Genomic DNA, 21,408 nt, shown 5'->3' with positions numbered 1-21,408 from the left:
GCAAGCGTCTGACGAAGGAGAGGAAAGGCACATAGCGGCTTCATGCGCTATGCACCTAATCAAGGGATTATCTTGTTTTGCACTCAGTGAAAACAGCTTCGGATAACCCTTCCTCCGCTTGTTTTATGGTATCTGCACACATGGTTTTGGTGAACGATTTAGTATCGTTGAAGTTGTATCCAATTGATGAACGAGTATCGTAATTAGTGAAGAGGAAGTCACCGCTATCGTGGTTGTAGACAAACTGAGTCCACGTCGCATAAGTTTCACCATTCTCAGGGTCGATCAGATCTTGTGGGATCAGGTTACCCGCGTTGTATGTGCTTAGAAGCTTGCCGCGAGTTTGTGCCCAGCTGGCATCTTCTTGGAACGTGACGTGCTGAGTGTTAAATAGGCCACGTAGGTTGCGGTCTAGTGAGCTGATTGAGCTTGGGATGCCTTTCGCCGCTATATCGTCGAGATTTACTTTCTCAACGTATGCACGGTGATCTTGTTGCAGTGGCGAGTTCGCCATAACACGCAGGTCAGACTTGGTGTCACCACGATAAACGACCATCTTGCCGCCTTTGTTTAGCTGAAGCAGTGCGATGTCTCCGGACTTATCTTGGATAGAAATATGAAGACCGTGCTGTGTGCCGTGTAAACCATCTTTCCAGGCGATTTGCCAGTCGTTGTTGTTGAACGCTTTAACGGCTTCTTCTGTCGTCGCGTAATTTTCTGTTATGTAACGAATTACATCAAGGAAGCTGACCGCTGGCGCGCCATTATCTTGGTAATCTGCAATAAACTCAGCGGAATCGTACATATAGAGCAGTGAAGCTGCGAGTCCTTCAGAATTGATGGCATCTGATGCGACTCCGCCGAAGACATCCCATTCCATCTGTGAAATAGCGTGAAACTTGGTGGTCCACGTCATCGCGTTTTTGTAGCTTGGCGCTTCTGAGCTGTTACTTATGCCAACAGGGTTCACCTGCGCTACATTGCCTAACTGCTCTCCCCAATCTAATGAACGAACCGTAGAGACACCATGCGGCGTATCGAGAGTGAAGCGTGAACACGCATTAGCCGCGCCAGCAGTTAGTGCTAACGTAGTTGCAGTTAGAGATGCGATTGCCAATTTATTTAGTGTTAGTGTTTTCATAACAAACCTCAAAGTTGGTTGATATTGGTAACTTGAGTCTATTATTTCAATTTATTTAGCGATGAAAAGCTGCTAAGACTAGGTATATCCCCTATGATATCTATTGAGTGTACAGCAGAGGAAGTGTGGTGTTATGCCAGCATCTTTAGATCAGTTAAGAGCATTTGTAGCAACCGTAGAGAATAAGGGGTTAGCTCAAGCCGCGAGAAGCCTTGGAAAGCATGTTTCCACAGTTCGGGAGCAAATCAACAATTTAGAAATAGACACGGGTATTACGCTATTTGATCGATATCCTCGCTCTTTAGAGGTTACGTCTCAAGGTGAACAGTTATATAAATCCGCGACAGCCATGTTGAGAGAAGCGTCGCTATTCGATGCCAATGTCGAGAGCATATTACAGGGTGTCCCAGAAAAGCTGACATTTGCTGTAGACAGTGGTTTAAAGGAACCCGCAGTTGATGCAATCATCGCAAGGTTTGTCGAAGCGTTTCCACATTTATCTCTGCAGGTACGCACCGGTGACACCCTACAGATAAAGGCATGGGTATTAGATGGGGTCGTGGATATCGGACTTATATTTAACACGCTGCAACTGCACACCGAGCTGAGCTCTGAAAAAGCCTATGCGTTTGGGGTTAACTGCGTTGTACCTTGTTCATGGGACCTGCCGGAACAAGCTGATACCAGTTCTCTTTTAGATAAGTTGCAGCTAAGTCTCTCTTTTTTAGACGAGATAGGCGTTCGAAACGCTGATATTACAAGTCACCGCTTTATGTTGTGTAATGATGCCGTACAAATATTGAATCTAGTTAAGGCAGGTGCCGGTTGGGGCTACTTGCCAAACTTTGTTTGCCAAACGGCGATTCAAAACGAAGAGGTAAGGCTGTATCAACCTACACCAGATAGTATTTCAGATTGGAACACGAATCTGGTTTGGTCGAAACAAAACATTCTCAATCCAGCGATGAGGTGGCTTGTGAATGAAATACAAAAGTTACCTAAGTATCGCTAGTCGACTTCATGTACGGTGCCAGTATCAAGAGATAGTTCTTGAATAGCTGAGATAGTCACAACACAAGCTTTTTGTATCAGTGTACTCTCAGCGCCATTAAATCTGGTGAAGCATTGGTTTGTCGTATTCAAAATATGTAACGCTTTACCTCGCTTTGTATTGAATTCTCGTTTCATGATAGGTAACTCAGGCAGCTTCCCTTGCAGAGCTGCTCTTAATTTATGTCGGTTGAAAAGGTGTTTGTGGCTCTCAAGTGTTTGTGTTAGTTCTCGTAAGTGAGCAAGTGTGGTGTCTTTCATGTGAATCTCATTCAAACAAGCTAGTTATTGGCTAGGTGTAAACTGTCAGATGAATTTAGAACTCGAGCTTGTGAATAATTCACAAGCTCTAAATTACTAATTACTGACACGACCCCCAAACAATCTGACCACCTTTACGTCCTTGCTGATAGATGTCCGCACAGGACTCTTGCTTCATTCCTGCAATATCATCGATATTAAATGAAAGCTGACCAGCATAACCTTCGTTGTAGTAAGTAATGCCGCCTGTCTCTAAGCTATACACAAAGGTCTCCCATGTCGCATAACTTTCATTGTTCGTAGGATCGATGACATCTTGAGGGACTTTATTACCAAAATCGAATACCGCTTTCATTTTTCCTCGCACATCGATCCAATCCGCATTAGCTTGTGGTGTCCAGTCGGTGTTGCTTGTGACATAGATTCCACGAACATTACGATCGCGTGAGCTAATTGAACCTGGCAAGTTTTCGGCATTATTCATATCGAATGTAGCGGTATAGGCTCTATGATCTTGTTGAAGTGGGGAGTTTGCCATTACGCGGAGATCGGTTGTTACGTCGCCGCGGTGCACGACCATTTCACCCCCTTTGTTGAGCTGAAGAAGTGCAATGTCGCCACTTTTATCTTGAATGGAAACATGGAAGCCATGCTGATGACCGGCAATGCCCGTTTTGTAGGCAATTTGAAACTCGCCTTGCTCAAAAGCTCTCACTGCTTCGTCAACAGTGGCATAGTTTTCAACAATGTACGGCACGATATCAGAAAGGTGTACTGCAGGAGTACCGTCATCTTTAATGTCTTTGATGAATTCTACACTGTCATGCATATACAACATTGACGCTGAAAGACCTTCGGTGTTGACTGCTTCGCCAGTCGTATTATGGAAGGTTTTTACCTCTTCGAATGAAACAGTGTTGTGCTTTACCGTCCATGATTTCGCATTTCTATACTCAGGAACTGGCTTGGTTTCACGCTGTGTGTCCGTAACTTGAACGTGGGCTATCGATTGCAGTTCGCTGCCACCCCAATCATAAGAGCGTGCTATCGAAATACCATGTAGGTCACCTGTATTTTGGATAATTCGCGAGCAAGCATGCGTGCTCGTTGAGATAGATGCAATTGACGCAGTTGCTGCAATAGCGATGGCTAGCGTGTTCAGATTCTTTTTCATTTCACGGATTCCAAATAAAAGTCATAGGATGTTAAGGGATGGTGTTTTCAGCTCATAGTTAACTGATGAATTGATTATGGCGGGTCTTTTGCTTATTCTGAACGGGCTCAAGAGTGGGAAAACCCCGCTCTTAAGTTATATGTTAAAGCTGGTGACTGAAAGGTAATGCTAATGGCGATGACTCTAGAACAACTGAATGCTTTTGTAGAAACGGTTGAATGTGGCAGTTTTAAACAGGCTAGCGCTCGACTTGGAAAACACACATCCACAGTAAGTGGATTAATTGCCAATCTAGAAGCCGAGTTGGGGATGGAGCTTTTTGTCCGTAAGCCTCGTTCACTAGAGATAACACCCAAGGGCACAGAAATTTATCGATATGCCCTCTCTGTGCTTCGAGAGTGCGACTTACTCAGCGTTAAAGCGAATAGTTTGTTGGAAGGCATGCCCTCGAGATTAACGTTAGCCATAGACCATGATTTGATGGGAGGTGATGTCAGCGCGATCTGTGCAAAAGTCATAAAAAAGTTCCCAGCGATAGAGCTTAATGTCATTGCAGTAGATCCTATGCAAGTTAGGAGTCATGTTCTAAGTGAACAAGCTGATATTGGCTTTGGTATCTCATTGTTTAGTGGCAATCATGAGTTAACGATTGCAGATGGCTACTCGTTTGATGTTGCTTGTGTTGCTTCCCCAAATCTCGACTGCAAGGATAAGGTGCTCACACTAGATGAAGTTAGAGGTATGTTGCAGATATCGGCAAGGTTTATGAAGCAAACAAGTCGCGAAGATACGCACAACCTGAGCACCAGGAATATTTACAGTAACAGTTCGAAAAACACTTTGCAGTTGTTGGGGCAGGTAGATGCATGGGCGATGGTACCTGAGTTTTTGTGCTCTCAACAGCTAGGCGACGGTCAGCTAGACAAAATGTATATATCGTCAACAGCATCAAAAAGACCGAATCAATGGTCGACTGAGATCAGTTGGCTTACTGCGAAACCGGTCAATAGTGCGATGGATTACGTCATCGAAGAGCTAGCAAGATTGCCTAATCGATAAATACCACTTTTGGCCGAAGATTCGGATGGCTGACTTTCAAAATTAATTTGAAACTCTATTAACGGCTAACTGGTTTTTTATTGTGAGTGGCTACTGTAGCCTTGGACAAAAGTAGGTAACAAAGGAATCTTCCTATGAGTATTGTTCAAAGTGCTAAATCTCGTTATTCAACCAAAGCATTTGATCCTGCGGGCCGTCTTTCCCTCGAGCAAATAGAGGCAATCAAAGAGTTATTGCGTTTCAGTCCATCAAGCGTGAACTCCCAACCTTGGCATTTTATGATCGCAGGTAGCCCAGAAGGAAAAGCGCGTATCGCTAAAGCGATGCAAGGCGATTACATCTACAACTCGGACAAGGTGCTTAACTCGTCTCATGTGCTTGTATTCTGTACAAAAGTAGATATTGATGACCACTACTTAAACCTTTTACTTGAAAATGAGGAAAGGGATGGTCGTATTGCCAATGACCAGGCGAAGCAGGGTCAGCACAAAGTGCGCAGCTATTATGTTGATATGCATCGTTCAGAGCTCAAAGACGTGCAACACTGGATGGAAAAACAGGTATACCTAAACCTAGGGACCGTGTTGCTCGGCGCGTCCACATTGGGTATCGATGCCGTTCCAATGGAAGGGTTTGATTCTGAGATACTGGATAAAGAGTTTGGCTTGAAAGAAAAGGGCTACACCAGTTCTGTAGTGGTTCCTCTTGGTGTTCGAAGTGAAGAGGATTTCAATGCGAAGCTTCCTAAGTCGCGCCATGAGGCCGAATACTTATTTAGCGAGTTCTAGAGCAAGAACAGAAAATTATTGCCAGCCGAAAAGCTCGATTAGTTAACAAGAAATCGTTGCACTTTGTCTAGCTGAAGCTGGCATTTATGTTTAAGAAACGAACGGAACTCTTTGATGATAGGTCTCAACTGACGTTTGTCTGCACACACCATGTAGAGTGGGGCGGGTTCCCCATGCCAGTCAGGAAGCACTTTCTCTAACGTTCCGTCTATTAGGTCCTGACTCGCGTCAATCAGTGACTTATTGGCGATGCCTTTGCTTTTGAGTGCCATCCTTCTGACTACGTCACCATCATTGGCAAGGAAGGAGCCCTTCACTGTTATCACTTGTTCTTCATCGCCTTTGGTCAAAGGCCATTTGTTGTGTATCGCATCCGCTAACATGAAACTGATGCAATTATGGCTGAGTATATCCCTAGGCACTGAAATAGGCGGGTTATCTTTGATATAGCGAGGGGTCGCGCATAACAAACGTAGATTCTCTGTGCATAGAGGCGTCGCAATCATGCCTGAGTCTGGAAGTTCTCCATAACGAATCGCGATATCTACGGGCTTGCTATACATATCGATGAGTTGATCTGAAAGTTCAAGCTTTACTGTTACGTTATTGTGTAGCTGGGTAAATTCATCGATCCAATCTAACAATAGATTTCTACCAAAATCCGACGGAGCGGTTATGTAGATATTGCCGGTAAGCTCCCCTCGAGCACTGGCGATCTCTTCAACTCCCTGGTTCAACGTATCTAGAGCAAGTACCACTTTAGAGAGAAACCGTTCACCTTCGCCCGTTAAGCTTAAACTGCGTGTGGTTCTCACGAAAAGAGGAAAGCCGACTTGCTCTTCTAAGCGTTTGATTGACGCACTCACGGCCGCTGGGGTCATATTTAGTTGGTTAGCCACTTTTGAAAAATTGCCAAGTTTGGCTGTTTCGACAAATAGTGTGAGCTCGTTGAGTGCTTTCATTTGGTCATCAAGTCGTGTCAGGTCTTAGAACCAACTTAGCGCAACTAGTATGGCTTAGTACAGCTTTGAAAGGTGCTTAAACCGTGAAAACGCAACGTAGCTCATCTAAAGCCAATTCGGCTTCGTTACACAAGCTTGTGCCAGCTTGCAAATTAGAACAAGTTTCCAAAACAGAAATGTTGCGGGGTAGGTGATTGGTAGTACGATAGATACGACAAAGCCCTTGTAAAACAAGGGCTTTGTCGTAAAACGTGGCGGAGAGATAGGGATTTGAACCCTAGAACCGCTATTAACGGTTGCCGGTTTTCAAGACCGGTGCTTTCGACCACTCAGCCATCTCTCCGTTGTTGGCGCTCATAATAGGGGGGACGGAGTTCGCTGTAAAGAAAAAATTTCATGACTTTGGTTTGACTGCTTTAAAAGTGATCACATTGATTAAATCGTCTTCAATGTGTTGATTGGTGAGAGTAGCGTTAGCTAGGCAAACGATTTCATTGCGTAATCAACATGATCAATCACTCAAAATAAAATAATGTTTTTTATTGATAAGTCATTGAAAATATAAAATAAAACGATGTTCAGAATACGCTTGTGCGCTCGAAATTGTTTGCGTGATTAAGGGGTTTGCTTCAAAATATTAGGGTTAGTTCTCGCGAACTGTGATTTGAGGTCAAGATGAAAGTTGTAAAATTGTTTAAACAAAGAGCTGATTCTATCAAGCATCAGTCTGAGCTTATGCAATGGATGTCGCCAGCGATTAGAGAGTATTGGACTGAGTTTGTAGACAAAACAAACCACAGCAATTTCTTAGCGTGGGTTCGAGACTATCACAAGCCAGCGGTTAATGAACCAGAAGTTGCACAGGTCGAACCAGAAATTGTGCTCAAGCCCGCAGCTCAAGAGCTGTTTGATGAGCTTCAAGAGAAGATAGGTGAAGTTATCCACGAGGGTAGCTGGATCCATGTTGGGCAGGAGCGTATCAATCAATTTGGTGCTATCACTGAAGACAATCAGTGGATCCACACCGATCCGGAGCGAGCAGAGCAAGAGTCTCCGTTCAAAACAACGATTGCACATGGTTTTCTAACATTGTCTTTATTGCCAGCACTAACGGATAGCGTCGACCCAGATAAGCCACTTTTTCCGACTGCGAAAATGATGGTGAACATCGGCTTGAACCAGGTTCGCTTCCCATATCCTGTAAAAGTCGGCAGTAATGTTCGCGCGAAAAGCACGCTAGTCAAAGTGACGCCGATCAAAAAAGGCCTTGAGATTGAACGTGAGATCCGTGTTGAGATTGAGGGTATTCGACGTCCAGCGTGTATCGCGACGTCAGTGATTCATCTTCACTTTTGATGATAAACATGAGTTTTATGGAGCCCAGCCTTGAAGCTGGGCTTTTTTGTGCATGTTTGCCTTCATATTAACGCCAAATATCTATCTGTGGTTCACATAGCAAACGTGGTAGCTAATGTTGAGCCGCTCAAAGTGCTTCATCCATCGTTTTTGATTGTGTTGAAGCTTATCGCCTGGCCCTTTTACCTCGCACCACATAAAGTCTCCGTTTTTAAATGCAATGACATCAGGTTGGCCTGCTCTGTATGCACGAATATCTTCAAGAATTACCTCAAATAATCCAGCTAGCTGTTGGTAGCTTATGGTATACATCGCTAACTCTATCCAAGATGCATCGACTAACTCCCAAAGAATGAATGGGTTCTGGAGACCATTTTTGTTTAGATGTACGGCGACTAGCTGTGTGATACCTTCACTTCTAATCTGGTTAAGACGATCTTCGATAAGGACACTTCGGCTGTCTATAAACTCTTTTCGATAGAGGTCAAGAGGCTGACGTTGATAAGGGTTGATAAATGCGCCTTCAACTGGTGCAAACAAGATATCCCAGAACGCTAGACCAAACAGAGTGTTGAGAAACTGGTTTTCAAGATAAAACGCATCCCATCCTTCGGCTTTAAGGGCTTCCACAACAGCAACTTCGACTCGACAATTTGTAAGGTCTAACTGGCGATGGACTTCCGGTAGCGTCGAAACTTGCTTTTTTGGTAAAGGAATACCAAGTTTCTTTTTTAGCGGAGAAGCGATGCGCTCTGCCACCTCAGACTCGTCAGTACTATACGGGTCAGCCAGCATCATTTTTGTGATAGATAAAGCCTCTTCTTGTCTTCCTTGAGCTTTAAGAATGCGTGCTTGTCTTTCTCGAGATGGCGGGATGTTACTTTGCTGGAATAGCGCGAGAGCTTCATCTAGTGCCCCGCAACGCTCTAAGTCTCGAGCTACGGAGTTGATGAGTTTCTGATACATTCTTTTGGCGTGTTTGCCGTGAGGAGCGGGAAGTAATTGAGAGAATTCAATCAAATCTTCTCGTGATTTACGGTTTATCTCTTCGTAGCGTAGTGACATCTCACTGATGCAAAAAGACGAATCCAGCTCTTCTCTGGTATGAAATAAGCGTGTTTTCACTGAGATTTCATACTGTTCGAATTTGTGAATACCGAGATTTTCAAGTACAAACTGAGCGAACTCTTGGTATCGATTGCCAAAAAACAACCAACAAAACATAGGAAGAATTTGGTTATCCACAAGCCTGATGACCTGAAATGGTAGCGTTGAAACCGAGTGGGGCATCTGTTCAGGCAAGAGTGCCACCAGCTCACTTTTACGGAGTGATTTGGGTAATTTGGGGAATAAAGCCAGAAGCTCCGGTTTAGTAAGAAGTGTGTTTGCTAATACCTTTGGAGAGTCGGGAAGGGCTAGATCTACAAAACCAGAGAGAGCTAGATTGGCAAGCAGTGTCTCTGGATTCGTGAGTTCTGAATAACATAACTTATCACTTCTAAACCACTCACCTTTACGGGTCATCATTCGGACTAGTAGACATTGTTCATCTTCTTCCAATGCGTAGAAACGAGCGAGCCACTTTTGCTCAGATTCATTTAACAGGTCTTGATATAAGTCTTTTACTCCCGAAAGAAGTGTCGTGAAGTTAGTTAGATAGTATTTGGGTTCTAGTACCACTGAAGGTGTGTGGGTCACGGCAATACCTGAGTGTTAACTGTTTGAAATAGCTCGCATCGACGCACTAAATAATATGCAATTCAATGTGTAGTGTTTCATTGCTCTTCTGATCATCGTAGCGTTTAGCCATATTAGTCGCAAGTAAGGTAATACGATGAAAAAACTACAAGCTTGGTTTGCATCTTGGGCTTTGTTATTGCTCATAGGGTGCTCTTTAGAAAATGATACACCAATTAAACCTGACCCAGGTTGGAAGATAGACAAGCTTGATAATGGCTTAACCGTCAGCCGTTACTATAAATCGGGTCAACCTATTACTCTGCGACTTGTCGTTCATGCCGGGAGTCTTCAAGAGACGACGCAACAGACTGGCTATGCACACTTTTTGGAACATTTGTTTTTTCGTGTAGAAGATGTACCTCAGCAGAAGGCAGCGAAAGATGCTCTTTTTCAAGCAGGGGTGAGCTTTGGCCCAGATCTTAATGCTTTTACATTTAATGAGTACACGAGTTATGAGCTGGCGATAGATAATGTAGGTATGCTAAATGACGCGCTTACATGGTTAGCGTATGTCGCAGATGCTATGCACATCACTCAAGCGATGATAGAGCAGGAAAAAGGGGTAGTGCTGGGTGAAATGCGATTGAGACGTCCGGACCCGTTACCATACAGTCAAAAGATTTATGATCATCTGTTGATCGGTACACCTCTTGATTCACACGATATTATTGGTAATCGAGAGTCGATAGAGAACGTTGATATTACTGAGCTGAAGGCTTTCTATAAAAAATGGTATCAACCCCAAAACATGGAATTAATGATTGCTGGCGATTGGGAGCAAAGTGAGTTGCTCGCTATCGTAAATAGGTACTTTGCTGATATTCAAAAAGGAGAGCAGCCGAGACGCGTTCTCATAGACCCTGTGAAGTTCAACGATACCCCATTGGTTTCTGAAGCATTGCCTTTTGAATATGCTGCTTTAGATCTCGCCTATCCAATGCCAAACCCATTGTTAAATACTGTTTCAGACCAATACGTTCAACTGAGTTCAAAGTTTGTCGGTGACATAATATCGAATCGGATTTCAGACTTGTATCATTCAAACGATATCCTTGTACAAGGTTTGAATGCTGGAGTTGTAGACATACATTCGAACTCACTGTTTGCAATTGGTGCGAGTTTTGAAGAAACCGAGTGGGCCAAGATCCAACAAGCACTAACCGAACAACTCGCCTCTCTGCAGCAACATGGTATTAGCCAAGATGAGTTAGATACAGTAAGAAGCAGTTGGACTTCGTTCAACGATGAGCTAAAGACCATTATTGATAGTTGGACATCTAAGCAAATAATCGATTACAAATTCGATATGTTGTTAGCGCAGAGTGTTGCCCAAGACCCTATTCAGTACATAGAAGTGCATCGCCAGTTAGCGACGGAAATTACTCTGAAACAGGTTAATCAAGCAATTAAAAAGTTGCTCATCCAAGAGCCTATTATCGGTACTAATGTAAAAAATGGGTCGTTTTCTTTAAATGATATTTATTCGGGATTAGAGCAAAAAACGGACAAGCCACTCGAATTGACAGTAACCAAAGCTCTTGCAGTCCCTAACTCAAAAGGAAAGGTCTCTTCGATGGAGACTCTGGAAAATGGCTTAGTAAAATGGAAGCTAGCGAATGGCATTGAGGTGCTTTACCTTAATCACAAGGACAGCGGCGATCGTTTTTACGGATGGTTTGGCTCATTGGGCGGTTCATCTGCACTTACCGGAGATAACATCGCTGCAGGTCAACTGATACCGTTGATTACGCTCTACAGCGATATTGGACCGCTAACCGCGAAGCAAATTGAACGCGCATTCAGTAAAACAAATAGTTACGTAGAACCGTTTATACGTGACGTTAAGCAGGGTATGTCCTTTGGAAGTAACGAAAAGGGCATCGCTGATGTGTTTTCTGTTGTGCACCATGCTATGTCACTTAACGATGTTGATGACGTTGCGGTTGGTAAAGCGAAAAGCATTGTTATTAATGAACTCAAGCGTTTGAAACAGGATTCGAATGTTCAAAGTGTTAACGATGCACTACAACTAACCTTTGATAAAGGCAGTCATTTACTCTCAAGAACAGAGCCAGAAATTGCTCTAGTGACAAAAGAGAAAGTTATGGAAGCCTATGACGAGCTTATTAACGTAAATCGTGGGTACAAAATGATGTTGGTGGGAGCTAAAAATGCTTCTGATGTGCAGCCGCTGTTAGAGCAGTACATCGCCAATATTCAGTTTAGAGAAGAATTAAAGTACACGTGGCCTACGGTTGAAATACGTGACGGCCTTGCTGACGACATAACCAATATCGACAGCCACGATTCACAGGATGGTCAATCGCAAGTCTATCTGATCGCTGTATCTGAGAGAAATGAACCTAGAACCTCAAAAGATGTGTTTGCCGAAGACATGTTTCAACGGCTTTTGAACGAGCGTATTTTCCAGACGATACGTTCAGATAACTCCCTTGATTACAATCCGCACGCCTATGGTTTTGCCGATGAAGGCAATGGGATTGCTGCCTGGTCGTTCTTTGCCAATGTCGATCCCAACGATGAGGAACGGGCTGTTAAATTGTTTGAAACTGTAGCTAACGACATCTTGAATGGATTTGAAAAGACAGAAAGGGATCAGGTTGTTGCCCAGCTAAAAAGTGACCTTGCCCCTTGGCTTGATGATCCTGAAGGAGCGAGCTTTATGCTATTTCGATATTGGTTAATGGGTTACGGTATCGATGCGCTTTATAACTATGAGTCGGTGGCTGATAGTATTACTTTAAGTGATCTAGATCGTATGTCTCAACAGGCGCTTGGTCAAAACGCGAGCAAATTTTCTATAAGAATCAATCCTTAATCGGCGATTAATGGCTGTATAATAATTTTTACACGGCGTTTATTGGAAAAAACAGTGAAGAAATTTGCCTTTTTTTATAATTAGTGATTGCACTTCTTGTTCTAAGCAGATAAGTTACGGGAAAGAGCACGATACGAGTCACAAAACGGATTGTGCAGATCGTGCTCAAGTGATTTAGATACAAAGAATAGGAAGAAGTAAGCAATGTTCCAAACTGATGACGTAAGAATTAATAAAGTAAAAGAACTTTTACCACCGGTTGCTGTGTTAGAGAAGTTTCCAGCAACTGAAGTTGCTTCTTCTACCACGTTTAATGCACGTAAAGCGATTCACAACATCCTTCAAGGCGATGATGACAGACTGCTTGTTATCGTTGGTCCATGCTCAATTCATGACCCAGAAGCTGCGGTCGAATACGGTAAGCGCCTAAAAGTTTTACGCGATGAACTTGGCGATCGCCTTGAAATCGTAATGCGAGTCTACTTTGAAAAGCCACGTACTACCGTGGGTTGGAAAGGCCTTATTAACGACCCGTACCTAAACGACACCTTTAAGATCAACGATGGTCTACGTATGGGGCGTAAGCTATTACTTGACCTAACTGATATGGGCATGCCAACGGCGAGTGAATTCCTTGATATGATCACACCGCAATATGTTGCTGACCTTATTAGTTGGGGTGCGATTGGCGCACGTACTACAGAATCTCAGGTTCACCGTGAGTTGTCTTCTGGTATTTCATGTCCAGTTGGTTTCAAAAACGGCACAGACGGTAACATTAAGATTGCATCTGATGCAATCCGCTCGGCGAGTGCTTCTCACCATTTCCTATCGGTAACTAAGTACGGCCATTCAGCAATCGTTGAAACTGCTGGTAACCCAGACTGCCATATCATTTTGCGTGGTGGTAAAGAGCCAAACTACAGTGCTGAGCATGTTAAAGGCATTAAAGACGAACTAACGGCTAACGGTCTTCCAGCAAAAGTGATGATCGATTTTAGCCACGCAAACAGTTCTAAACAGTTCCAGCGTCAGAAAGTTGTAGCGACAGATGTAGCTGGTCAAATGGCTGGCGGTGAAGACGCAATTTTTGGTGTGATGATTGAATCACACCTAGTAGAAGGTCGCCAGGATCTAGTTGACGGTGTTGCACCTACTTATGGTCAGTCTATTACTGACGCATGTATTGGTTGGGAAGACACAGAACAAGTACTTCGTGAACTCGCTGATGCGGTAGAAGCTCGCCGTAAAGCCTAATTTATTAATCTAATTCAAAGCCTTTGCTTCGGTGAAGGCTTTTTTATTTGATCTTAACCGTACGCCATGTTTTAATTTTGCGAATTGTATATGGTTAAGAAGAGACAAAATGAAACGTAATTTATCCTTGATACTAGCAGCTGTAATCGCTGCATCATTATCAACACCATCACTGGCGGCGGGTTTGAGTAATGAACAAGTTTGTACTGCAGGTCTAGCACTGGCTCTCGACAAGCAACCACGCGGTATTAAAACAAAATCAGCATCGGGTAAGCGTGTGCTATTGTCTGTGAAGGATTGGCAAAGTGATTGGGACTATCGCTGCGATGTGAGCAGAGGCAATAAAACTATTAAAATTGAAGCGAGAGATACTCGCCGAAATGATAGCTATCTAAATCAAACTATACGTTACAAGGTCACTGATAACGCTCGTAGTATTGAAGTCATCATGAAAAAACGCAAAGCAGGTGTGAAGAGTGAGACTTACAAAGCGTATCAGCTAAAAAGTTAGCCAAATCAACAATACCGATCAAGAGGGCTTGTATATCTCGGTTCCATGTTCTGTCATTGCCATAGTGATCTAAATCTCGTACTAATGCTAAACTAACGTTAGTCAGCGTGATTGAGCAACAGGGAGCTTGGCTTGACGGAATTCCAGTCTAATCAAATCAATGTAAAACGGCATGCTGAGAACCCATTGCTGTGGTCAGTACTCAATGTCGTAGAGCGGCAAACCGAAAGTATCAAGGTACATAGTTTGTTTGCCGTCCTTGCAGAACAACAACTGATTCCCGTACTCGACGAGAGTGCAGAAAAAGATCTATTCAAGCGTAACTTTCTGATTATGAACGCGCTATATCAGCTTCAAGCCTTACTCGTTCCAGAAAAATGGCTGCAAGTAGAAGCGATGGATATACGAATCATGCCATATAACGCCGCTCAGCACGCAATCGCTGATAATGACCCTCTTAGAGACTACTACTTGGATTGGTCTCACTATGAAGCCGACAATCACGAAATTAAGCGACTACTTGAACAGTTTTGGACTCGCTATAAAGAGTATGTGGGCGTTAAAGATGTGACAATGTCACATAAGCAAGCGCTGAGCTGTTTCGGGTTAGATGAAAACGCCTCGTCGAGAGAGATTCGCCAGGCATGGAGGCGCTGCGCATTGAAGTGGCATCCGGACAGGCCCGGCGGAGATAGTGAGAAGTTCAGAAAATACTGTGAGGCGTGGTCAATCCTTAAGGAGTGATGACCACGCGGCTCCAGTTAGTATCAAGTACTACTATCTTGGTTGACGCATTTTTGCTGCTCGAAGGCGATTCAAACTCGCTAAAACATCGACGACGCGTGGCTTTGCCAGATCGCCAGAATTTGGCATGTTGCCACTCCAATTGCCCTCTAAGATTGATTCAATCTCTTTTGGTGGATGCATTGACCACCCTGGTTGTTGTGCTAGTTGGAATAGTGTCCAACCAATAGCGTTCAGTTCTGAGTTAGACTCAAGTTGCTCTAGTGCTTCTATATCAATGGTTTCTTTACCAAATCTTAAGCTTTTAGCCCCTTTGCCCGATACGCGGAACTTCCCATCGACAAGAAGTTGTTGAAGGTGAGCGCAATCAACATGCCTCGGTGGGATGAGCTCTAGAGGTTTTTCACATTCGTTTTGACGCTCCGTTGGGTGCAGTTTGATGACTTCACGAGCTTTGTTGGTTACGTCAACAGCCTGGTAATCTTGCATTTGAATCACGGTATCAGCAACGTCTAAGTAGTCACCCGATCCCCCCATAACAATAATGGTTGAGATATTGAGTTCGTCTCTCAATTGACCTACACGATCTACGAATGGAGTAATTGGTTCGTCGCCTTTTGAAACGAGCGCTTGCATGCGTTCGTCACGAATCATGAAGTTGGTTGCCGATGTGTCTTCGTCAATCATTATCGCAGAAGCCCCCGACTCAATAGACTCTTGAAGCCAGGCTGCTTGCGACGTTGAGCCAGAAGCGTCTTGAGTACTAAAATCTGTTGTCTGCTTACCGAATGGTAAATGATTGATATAGTTGCTCAAGTTGAGATTATGAATAGAGCGACCGTCTTCAGCTTTGATCTTACAAGCGTCATTGAGAGTAACCACGCCTTCACGGCCATCTCCTGGTATATGATCGTAAATCGAACGTTCAAGAGCGTTCAAAAGCGTCGATTTACCATGGAAACCACCACCAACGATGAGAGTGACGCCAGCTGGTATCCCCATGCCTTTGATAAAACCTTGGTTAGGGCGGTGAAGTGTTACTTCCATCGAACTTGGTGATGTAAACGGGATAGCATCTTTCATTGGATAGTCACAATTACCGGCCAAACGAGGCAGTACACTGCCATTAGCAACAAAAGCGACGAGATTGTTTGCTTCCAACTGCTCACGAAGTGCGACTTGATCTTCAACGACTTCACAGTGATGTTTTAAGTCCGCAATATCGAGCTCTCGTTCAAGCGTCGCTTTACGGATGTACTTAGGAAGATGGAAAGTAAGAATGTTGGATGCCTTCTTCGCGAGAATTGAGCGACCTTCTGCAGGTAAGTTCACTCTAAAGCGAAGCTCAATACCTTCTTCGGTGAAAACGACGGACGTTGAATCAAGAACTGTCTGACCCGTGATAGAGACAGAAACAGAGTTTTCCTGTTTAGCAAAAGCAGCAAACTGACGCGCGATATAGTCACGTGCAGCAATTTGATAGGCAGGAGACTGTTCTTTTAACCATTCCAGTCCTGTTGGTGCCCATTTGCGAAAAGCGCGGACTCGTGACGCTGCAGCGTAAGGATCCGATTGAACATGATCGATGTGAAACTCAAAATCGGTGAAATCGTAGCTTCCTTTAATTTGTTGGTAAGCACGATAGTTTTGCTTTTCGATTTTTTTAAGTTTGGCGATTAATAGATCCATATCGAATGTCTCGGATTTCAAAAGGTTGGTGCGCGATTATAGGAGGCGAACCTCCTGCGGTAAAGGGTTTGGTTCAATAATAGCAAAAGCAAAGGCTGTTAGCGGTTCATGGAAGAACGCCGCGACGTTCAACGAATGATAAACTGAGTTGGAGATGGATACTGTTTTTGTATTTGAATCTCAAAAATGTCTCTAGGCATAGGTTTAGCGTAATAAAAGCCTTGTCCAATATCACACTGCTCATTCAAGACAAATTGATGCTGTTCTTGTGTCTCGACTCCTTCAATAACGACTTGTTTCTCCAACTTTTTAGCGATAGTAATGATCGAACGAAGGATAGATTTGTCCTGGGCGTTATCAAGGATATTTGCTAAGAACTCTTTATCGATCTTCAAAGCGTGGAAAGGAAGATTCTTTAGATAATTAAAAGAGGCATAGCCAGTACCAAAATCATCGAGCGCAAACTTCACACCTTGCCGAGTTAAAATTTCCATGTTGTTCTTAGCTATATCAAAGTTAGATACGAGGCAGCTCTCTGTTAGCTCAAGTTCAAGGTTGTGAGGCGGAAGCTCATATTGCTCTAAGAGAGCCGTTACTTTGTCTGCGAAAAGAGGGGAACATATTTGTTTGGCTGAGATATTAATCGATAGGCAAAAATCTGAAGCGAACTCTATCCATTCAGAAGCTCGATCAATTGCATTGCGCAGCACAAAGTAGCCTAATTCTATGATCAAACCGTTTTGTTCCGCCATGTGGATCAGAGCTTCATTAGATACGTCACCCAAAACCGGATGCTTCCAACGTAATAACACTTCTGCACCTATCCACTTTTGCGATTCAAGCTCAACCTTAGGTTGGAAATAGAGAATGAGATCGTCGTTTCTAACGGCTTGAATTAAATAGTGTTCGAGTTGATTGAATGCTTTTTGGTCTTGTTGATCAGCATGGGTAAAAAAGGAAACAAGCTCCCCTGACTCTTTACAGGCTAAAGCCGCGTGAAACGCATTGTTAATTAATTGGTTGGCATCTTGGGTATGGTAAGAGTTGGCAACACCCATGTAGGTATGTAAATGGACCTCTTGTCCATGAAACTGAAAACCTTGTTTCGCAATGTTTGCTATCTGTTTGCATAGTGTTGGCAAGAATTGTTCGTCTAAAGCGGGGACAACGGTCGCTAAAGCGAGTTCAGTTGTAGAGATCCTGGCGAAGTAGTGTATCTGAGATGTTATCTCAGTGACTTTTTGCTCAAACTCCGCGAGTAGTTGGTCGAGTCCCTCACATCCAATACGCGCCTGTACACGTTCACCATTCGTAAACTGTACCAAGATAACACTGAGATAGGCTTTACCTTCGATTACTATCGTGTTGTTGAACGAGGCGTTTAGTGCATTTTCCAACCCAGTTCGGTTTAACATGTCCGTAGAATAATCGTGGCTTCGTTGGTGCAGCATTCTTTTTTCTAGCTGCCAGTTGTCTTTTCTCAAAGCTTCGAGTTCGTCTTGTGCCTGTTTCAGTAAACGTTCCTTCTTGCACAGTTTAGTTTGATAAGCTCGTTTGATCTCTCTACTTTTGAATGACGCTTCTTTGCGCGATACCCATCTGGACAAGCGAGATTGCAGTCCATTTAAAAAAGACACGCTTGCCAGTGGCTTACGATGGATCGCAAACACGACGCCGATGGGGTCTTTTCCAAGAGAGTAAACGTATAGGTGAGTGATTTGTTCGTCGGGCTTGACCGAAAGGAGCGAATGTAGTGACTCAAAGACTGTGTTGTCAGAAGAACGGTCAGACTAGAAGCCTTCGTCTATTCTCGTCAACATCGAAATCGTCTAAGTGGGACGAATATACTAGGTCTATCATGCCACGATATAATGCGCACCAACCCCAACAAATATAGTCCGGGTCAGGTGAATGATTAACGTCGGAAAAATCAATGATACGCAGCTTTTCCGCACCATTCATCGTTTGCAAGATGGAAGGCTTGGTTCTCGTCATGTTCAATTACCACATCCTGTGGTTGAGTTTCGCTAAATCGTTGCGAAACGAAATGTCATTAAATGAGTATAATGAGCGCTGAAATTTAGAGAGTGCTAATTTTTACCAATCGCCAAAAACTGGCGCAATATTGACGTGTTTCTCAAGTTTGAGATGTTGTTTGGAGCTATTGAGTCGTAGCGGAGGCAAAGGGAAACGTCCTTTGCCTCGTGTATAAATATTAAGGCTTGAGGCGGGTAAGCTCGTTGATATCTACAGGTAACGTGTAATCTATATCGTCATACCCAAAACCATTTAGGTTAAGGAAGGATCGTTGGAAACCTTCGAAATCTCCAAGGTCCTTAAAGTTGTCTTCGTTCATCTGATCTAGGAGCGTCTTTACTTTTTCTTGAACGGATGGAGTTAATTCCCAATCGTCCATTCGAATCAATCGCTCACCATCTAGTGGGACAGTTTCTGAGCCATACAGCTTAGTTGAAAACAAGCGTTGCATTTGTTGAATACACTCTTCATGTGTACCTTGTTCTTTCATCGTTTGATAAAGAGCAAGTAGATAAGGTGTTAAGCCTGGGATGAATACACTGGCTTTGGTCACTAACGCTTTACACACAGCAGCATAAGCATTGCCATCGAAGTTTGATAATTCGAGGTTCAATGCATGACTTGTTTGATGAAGATCTACTTTAGCTCTACCGAGAGTGCCATCAAGGTAAATCGGATGAGTAATCTCTGGGCCTACATAAGATAGAGCAACCGTTTTAAACCCGTTAGCGATAGAGTCAGAGTTAACTAGGGTATCGATCCAGCTTTCCCAATCTTCGCCACCCATTACTTTGAGTGTGCCTTCGATCTCTTCGTCGGTTGCTGGCTCAAGAAGTTTGTTTTCCCATTGCTGAGTTTCTAAGTTGATAGAGGCACCAGAGACCGCTTCTCCAATCGGTTTTATCGCCGAGCGCCAGAACTCACCATCACCTTTTGGACGGACACCTGTCGCCAAGCTGTAAACAACGAGATCAACTTCGCCTTCAAAATAGGTTTCAATGGCTTCGATAACTTGTTCACGAACGTCTTGAGAAAAAGCATCGCCCACGATATTGATTGCTCGTCGGCCAGCCTGATTCGCACGTTGCTTAAAGTAGATGTTATTGTACCAACCGGCGCTACCTACGCCTTTCTCAGAGGGACCACGTTCGAACGATACACCAATAGTGTCTGCGTCAGCGCCACCAAAGGTGAGGGCGATTCGCGCTGCCAAACCAAATCCTGAAGACGCGCCCAAAATAAGGACACGTTTGGGTCCATTTTTGATCGGGTTGGCAGATTTAACGTAAGCGATTTGGTCATCGACGGCCTTTTTACAACCCTCAGGGTGAGCAGATTTAGCGACGACGCCGCTGATAATCGGTTCAATTATCATTGATTACAACCTATCTAAGACGATGATAAAAATTCAAGATAGCGTAAAGTGTTGTAAATTATATTGAGCTAGGGCATCAAATTGGTGATTCTGGGCGTAAACTGGCTTTCAGTTTGTTGACCAAAATCACCAAGGTACTGTTATAGGTAGGGTTTTAAGGATTCAGCGACGATTTCTGCGATGAATGGTTGAGCTTCGGCTTTAGGATGCAGACCATCCTCCATCATCCATTCTGGCTTAATAATGATTTGCTCCAGAAAGAAAGGAATTAACGGAACGTTATGTTCTTCGGCAAGTGTTGGATAGATGTTTTCAAACATGGTGCTGTAACGTTTACCGTAATTTGGCGGAACGCGAATTTGCATTAGGAAGACTTCTGCACCTGCTTCCTGACTCTTAGTGATCAGTGTACTCAGGTTGCGTTGAATAATGTTGGGTTGGAATCCACGTAAGCCATCATTTGCACCAAGCTCAATAAGTACATAGTCAGGTTGATGCTCCGTCAGCAAACCAGGTAGTTTAGCGAGACCATTACCTGTCGTGTCCCCTGATACGCTGCCGTTAATAACGGTAAAGTCTGTTGAATCGCCGGACAGTTTATCAGAGAGCATCGTTGGCCAGCTCAGGTCGGCAGACATGTTGTAGCCTGCACTTAAGCTATCGCCAAGTATCAGAATTGAAGCCGCTTTCGCGTGAAAAGAGGCCAAGGAAACAAAAATAATAATCAAAGAGGAAAGTTGCCGAATCATGAGTTCTTCCATAATAAAAGCTGAGTCAGTGACCAAAGTAGTGTCTACGAAAACGGAACATTTAACAATCCTTGAAGATGTGAATCTCTCCATTGAGGAAGGGGAGACGATTGCAATCGTTGGTACATCGGGCGCTGGTAAATCGACGTTGATGACGCTTCTAGCGGGTTTAGATGTCCCTAGCTCAGGCAACATTGAGTTGCTATCAAAAACAATCTCTGATTTAGATGATGAAGCGAGAGCCAGTATTCGTAGCGAGTATCTGGGGTTTGTATTTCAGAGCTTTCTACTCATCCCGAGCTTGTCGGCTTTGGGCAATGTGACGCTGCCTTGTCTTCTTCGAGGAGAGCAAGAGGACGAAGCGAAAGCGAGACAACTTCTAGAGTCCGTAGGCTTAGGGCATCGTATCGACCACCTGCCGTCACAATTATCTGGTGGCGAACAACAACGTGTCGCCATTGCTCGCGCCTTTATGACTAGCCCAAAGATTTTGTTTGCTGACGAACCTACCGGAAACTTAGACCAAAATACGGCTCATAAAATCGTAGAGCTCCTGTTTAACTTAAACCGAGAACATGGAACCACACTCGTACTCGTCACCCATGATTTGTCGCTTGCTCAACGCTGTGACCGCATCTTGCACATGAACGCTGGAAGATTGGAACAGGAGTAGGCT

The 21,408-nt window shown here is 43.8% G+C and carries 18 protein-coding genes and 1 tRNA gene; 9 read left to right on the top strand and 10 right to left on the bottom strand.

What is annotated here, in order from left to right:
- Positions 1-67: 67 nt before the first annotated feature.
- A complete protein-coding gene (locus tag AC6I8Y_RS18455; RefSeq protein ID WP_498022583.1) occupies positions 68-1,141 on the bottom strand; it encodes a linear amide C-N hydrolase in 1,074 nt (357 codons plus the stop codon).
- Positions 1,142-1,274: 133 nt separating this feature from the next.
- On the opposite strand from AC6I8Y_RS18455, the gene AC6I8Y_RS18450 reads away from it, so the two are divergent.
- On the top strand, positions 1,275-2,153 hold the full coding sequence (locus tag AC6I8Y_RS18450) for a LysR family transcriptional regulator (RefSeq protein ID WP_394151091.1): 879 nt from the start codon (positions 1,275-1,277) through the stop codon (positions 2,151-2,153).
- Here AC6I8Y_RS18450 and AC6I8Y_RS18445 read toward each other — a convergent pair.
- A complete protein-coding gene (locus AC6I8Y_RS18445) occupies positions 2,150-2,452 on the bottom strand; it encodes a hypothetical protein (RefSeq protein WP_042471687.1) in 303 nt (100 codons plus the stop codon). The two genes, AC6I8Y_RS18450 and AC6I8Y_RS18445, sit on opposite strands and share 4 nt — an antisense overlap.
- A 100-nt stretch (positions 2,453-2,552) precedes the next feature.
- Positions 2,553-3,626, bottom strand: coding sequence for a linear amide C-N hydrolase (locus AC6I8Y_RS18440; RefSeq protein ID WP_498022580.1), 1,074 nt, complete (start codon positions 3,624-3,626; stop codon positions 2,553-2,555).
- Between the two features lie 171 nt (positions 3,627-3,797).
- Between AC6I8Y_RS18440 and AC6I8Y_RS18435 the strand changes: the two genes are divergently transcribed.
- Together AC6I8Y_RS18435 and nfsB are read left to right on the top strand one after the other, a co-directional pair.
- Positions 3,798-4,685, top strand: coding sequence for a LysR family transcriptional regulator (locus AC6I8Y_RS18435; RefSeq protein ID WP_498022578.1), 888 nt, complete (start codon positions 3,798-3,800; stop codon positions 4,683-4,685).
- Between the two features lie 134 nt (positions 4,686-4,819).
- Complete coding sequence (gene nfsB / locus AC6I8Y_RS18430) at positions 4,820-5,473, top strand: oxygen-insensitive NAD(P)H nitroreductase (protein ID WP_234496730.1); 654 nt, start codon at positions 4,820-4,822, stop codon at positions 5,471-5,473.
- Positions 5,474-5,511: 38 nt separating this feature from the next.
- On the opposite strand, the gene AC6I8Y_RS18425 is transcribed toward nfsB, so the two are convergent.
- Together AC6I8Y_RS18425 and AC6I8Y_RS18420 are read right to left on the bottom strand one after the other, a co-directional pair.
- Positions 5,512-6,435, bottom strand: coding sequence for a LysR family transcriptional regulator (locus AC6I8Y_RS18425; protein WP_234496731.1), 924 nt, complete (start codon positions 6,433-6,435; stop codon positions 5,512-5,514).
- Positions 6,436-6,687: 252 nt separating this feature from the next.
- Positions 6,688-6,778: transfer RNA gene (locus AC6I8Y_RS18420), tRNA-Ser, on the bottom strand.
- Positions 6,779-7,110: 332 nt separating this feature from the next.
- On the opposite strand from AC6I8Y_RS18420, the gene AC6I8Y_RS18415 reads away from it, so the two are divergent.
- On the top strand, positions 7,111-7,791 hold the full coding sequence (locus tag AC6I8Y_RS18415) for a MaoC family dehydratase (protein WP_042471672.1): 681 nt from the start codon (positions 7,111-7,113) through the stop codon (positions 7,789-7,791).
- Between the two features lie 81 nt (positions 7,792-7,872).
- Here the strand turns inward: AC6I8Y_RS18415 and AC6I8Y_RS18410 are convergent, their stop codons facing one another.
- Positions 7,873-9,489, bottom strand: a complete 1,617-nt coding sequence (locus AC6I8Y_RS18410) for a VRR-NUC domain-containing protein (protein ID WP_498022576.1) — start codon at positions 9,487-9,489, stop codon at positions 7,873-7,875.
- Between the two features lie 136 nt (positions 9,490-9,625).
- Between AC6I8Y_RS18410 and AC6I8Y_RS18405 the strand changes: the two genes are divergently transcribed.
- The 4 genes from AC6I8Y_RS18405 (at position 9,626) to AC6I8Y_RS18390 (ending at position 14,882) form a co-directional block, all read left to right on the top strand.
- Positions 9,626-12,370, top strand: a complete 2,745-nt coding sequence (locus tag AC6I8Y_RS18405) for a M16 family metallopeptidase (RefSeq protein ID WP_498022574.1) — start codon at positions 9,626-9,628, stop codon at positions 12,368-12,370.
- A gap of 204 nt (positions 12,371-12,574) precedes the next feature.
- Positions 12,575-13,627 (top strand): 3-deoxy-7-phosphoheptulonate synthase AroG, encoded by a 1,053-nt coding sequence (gene aroG, locus AC6I8Y_RS18400; RefSeq protein WP_042471666.1) that lies wholly within the window; start codon positions 12,575-12,577, stop codon positions 13,625-13,627.
- A 109-nt stretch (positions 13,628-13,736) separates the two neighbouring features.
- Positions 13,737-14,138, top strand: a complete 402-nt coding sequence (locus AC6I8Y_RS18395; protein ID WP_042471662.1) for a hypothetical protein — start codon at positions 13,737-13,739, stop codon at positions 14,136-14,138.
- A gap of 132 nt (positions 14,139-14,270) precedes the next feature.
- Positions 14,271-14,882, top strand: a complete 612-nt coding sequence (locus tag AC6I8Y_RS18390) for a DNA-J related domain-containing protein (protein WP_498022572.1) — start codon at positions 14,271-14,273, stop codon at positions 14,880-14,882.
- Between the two features lie 33 nt (positions 14,883-14,915).
- Here AC6I8Y_RS18390 and AC6I8Y_RS18385 read toward each other — a convergent pair whose 3' ends face one another.
- The 4 genes from AC6I8Y_RS18385 to AC6I8Y_RS18370 form a co-directional block, all read right to left on the bottom strand.
- Positions 14,916-16,571, bottom strand: a complete 1,656-nt coding sequence (locus AC6I8Y_RS18385) for a P-loop domain-containing protein (RefSeq protein WP_498022570.1) — start codon at positions 16,569-16,571, stop codon at positions 14,916-14,918.
- 128 nt (positions 16,572-16,699) lie between these two features.
- A complete protein-coding gene (locus AC6I8Y_RS18380) occupies positions 16,700-18,241 on the bottom strand; it encodes a putative bifunctional diguanylate cyclase/phosphodiesterase (RefSeq protein ID WP_498022568.1) in 1,542 nt (513 codons plus the stop codon).
- Positions 18,242-18,786: 545 nt separating this feature from the next.
- Entirely contained in the window at positions 18,787-19,983 is a 1,197-nt protein-coding gene (gene fabV / locus AC6I8Y_RS18375; RefSeq protein WP_498018970.1) for an enoyl-ACP reductase FabV, read from the bottom strand.
- Positions 19,984-20,123: 140 nt separating this feature from the next.
- The gene (locus AC6I8Y_RS18370) at positions 20,124-20,732 is read right to left on the bottom strand and encodes an arylesterase (protein WP_498022566.1); all 609 of its coding nucleotides are present in this window, start codon (positions 20,730-20,732) and stop codon (positions 20,124-20,126) included.
- Between AC6I8Y_RS18370 and AC6I8Y_RS18365 the strand changes: the two genes are divergently transcribed.
- Positions 20,731-21,405, top strand: coding sequence for an ABC transporter ATP-binding protein (locus AC6I8Y_RS18365; RefSeq protein ID WP_234496740.1), 675 nt, complete (start codon positions 20,731-20,733; stop codon positions 21,403-21,405). The two genes, AC6I8Y_RS18370 and AC6I8Y_RS18365, sit on opposite strands and share 2 nt — an antisense overlap.
- The last annotated feature ends 3 nt before the right edge of the window (positions 21,406-21,408 follow it).

The organism is Vibrio sp. KUL78 (assembly GCF_059725505.1).
The sequence above is the reverse complement of the archived record's forward strand: the minus strand, read 5'-3'. Positions and strand labels throughout refer to the sequence as shown.

Excerpts from the sequence above, each read along its gene's own strand:
- AC6I8Y_RS18455 (WP_498022583.1), bottom strand. The coding sequence starts at position 1,141 with ATGAAAACACTAACACTAAATAAATTGGCAATCGCATCTCTAACTGCA.
- AC6I8Y_RS18450 (WP_394151091.1), top strand. The coding sequence starts at position 1,275 with ATGCCAGCATCTTTAGATCAGTTAAGAGCATTTGTAGCAACCGTAGAG.
- AC6I8Y_RS18445 (WP_042471687.1), bottom strand. The coding sequence starts at position 2,452 with ATGAAAGACACCACACTTGCTCACTTACGAGAACTAACACAAACACTT.
- AC6I8Y_RS18440 (WP_498022580.1), bottom strand. The coding sequence starts at position 3,626 with ATGAAAAAGAATCTGAACACGCTAGCCATCGCTATTGCAGCAACTGCG.
- AC6I8Y_RS18435 (WP_498022578.1), top strand. The coding sequence starts at position 3,798 with ATGGCGATGACTCTAGAACAACTGAATGCTTTTGTAGAAACGGTTGAA.
- nfsB (WP_234496730.1), top strand. The coding sequence starts at position 4,820 with ATGAGTATTGTTCAAAGTGCTAAATCTCGTTATTCAACCAAAGCATTT.
- AC6I8Y_RS18425 (WP_234496731.1), bottom strand. The coding sequence starts at position 6,435 with ATGAAAGCACTCAACGAGCTCACACTATTTGTCGAAACAGCCAAACTT.
- AC6I8Y_RS18415 (WP_042471672.1), top strand. The coding sequence starts at position 7,111 with ATGAAAGTTGTAAAATTGTTTAAACAAAGAGCTGATTCTATCAAGCAT.
- AC6I8Y_RS18405 (WP_498022574.1), top strand. The coding sequence starts at position 9,626 with ATGAAAAAACTACAAGCTTGGTTTGCATCTTGGGCTTTGTTATTGCTC.
- aroG (WP_042471666.1), top strand. The coding sequence starts at position 12,575 with ATGTTCCAAACTGATGACGTAAGAATTAATAAAGTAAAAGAACTTTTA.
- AC6I8Y_RS18395 (WP_042471662.1), top strand. The coding sequence starts at position 13,737 with ATGAAACGTAATTTATCCTTGATACTAGCAGCTGTAATCGCTGCATCA.
- AC6I8Y_RS18385 (WP_498022570.1), bottom strand. The coding sequence starts at position 16,571 with ATGGATCTATTAATCGCCAAACTTAAAAAAATCGAAAAGCAAAACTAT.
- fabV (WP_498018970.1), bottom strand. The coding sequence starts at position 19,983 with ATGATAATTGAACCGATTATCAGCGGCGTCGTCGCTAAATCTGCTCAC.
- AC6I8Y_RS18365 (WP_234496740.1), top strand. The coding sequence starts at position 20,731 with ATGAGTTCTTCCATAATAAAAGCTGAGTCAGTGACCAAAGTAGTGTCT.
- AC6I8Y_RS18370 (WP_498022566.1), bottom strand. The coding sequence starts at position 20,732 with ATGATTCGGCAACTTTCCTCTTTGATTATTATTTTTGTTTCCTTGGCC.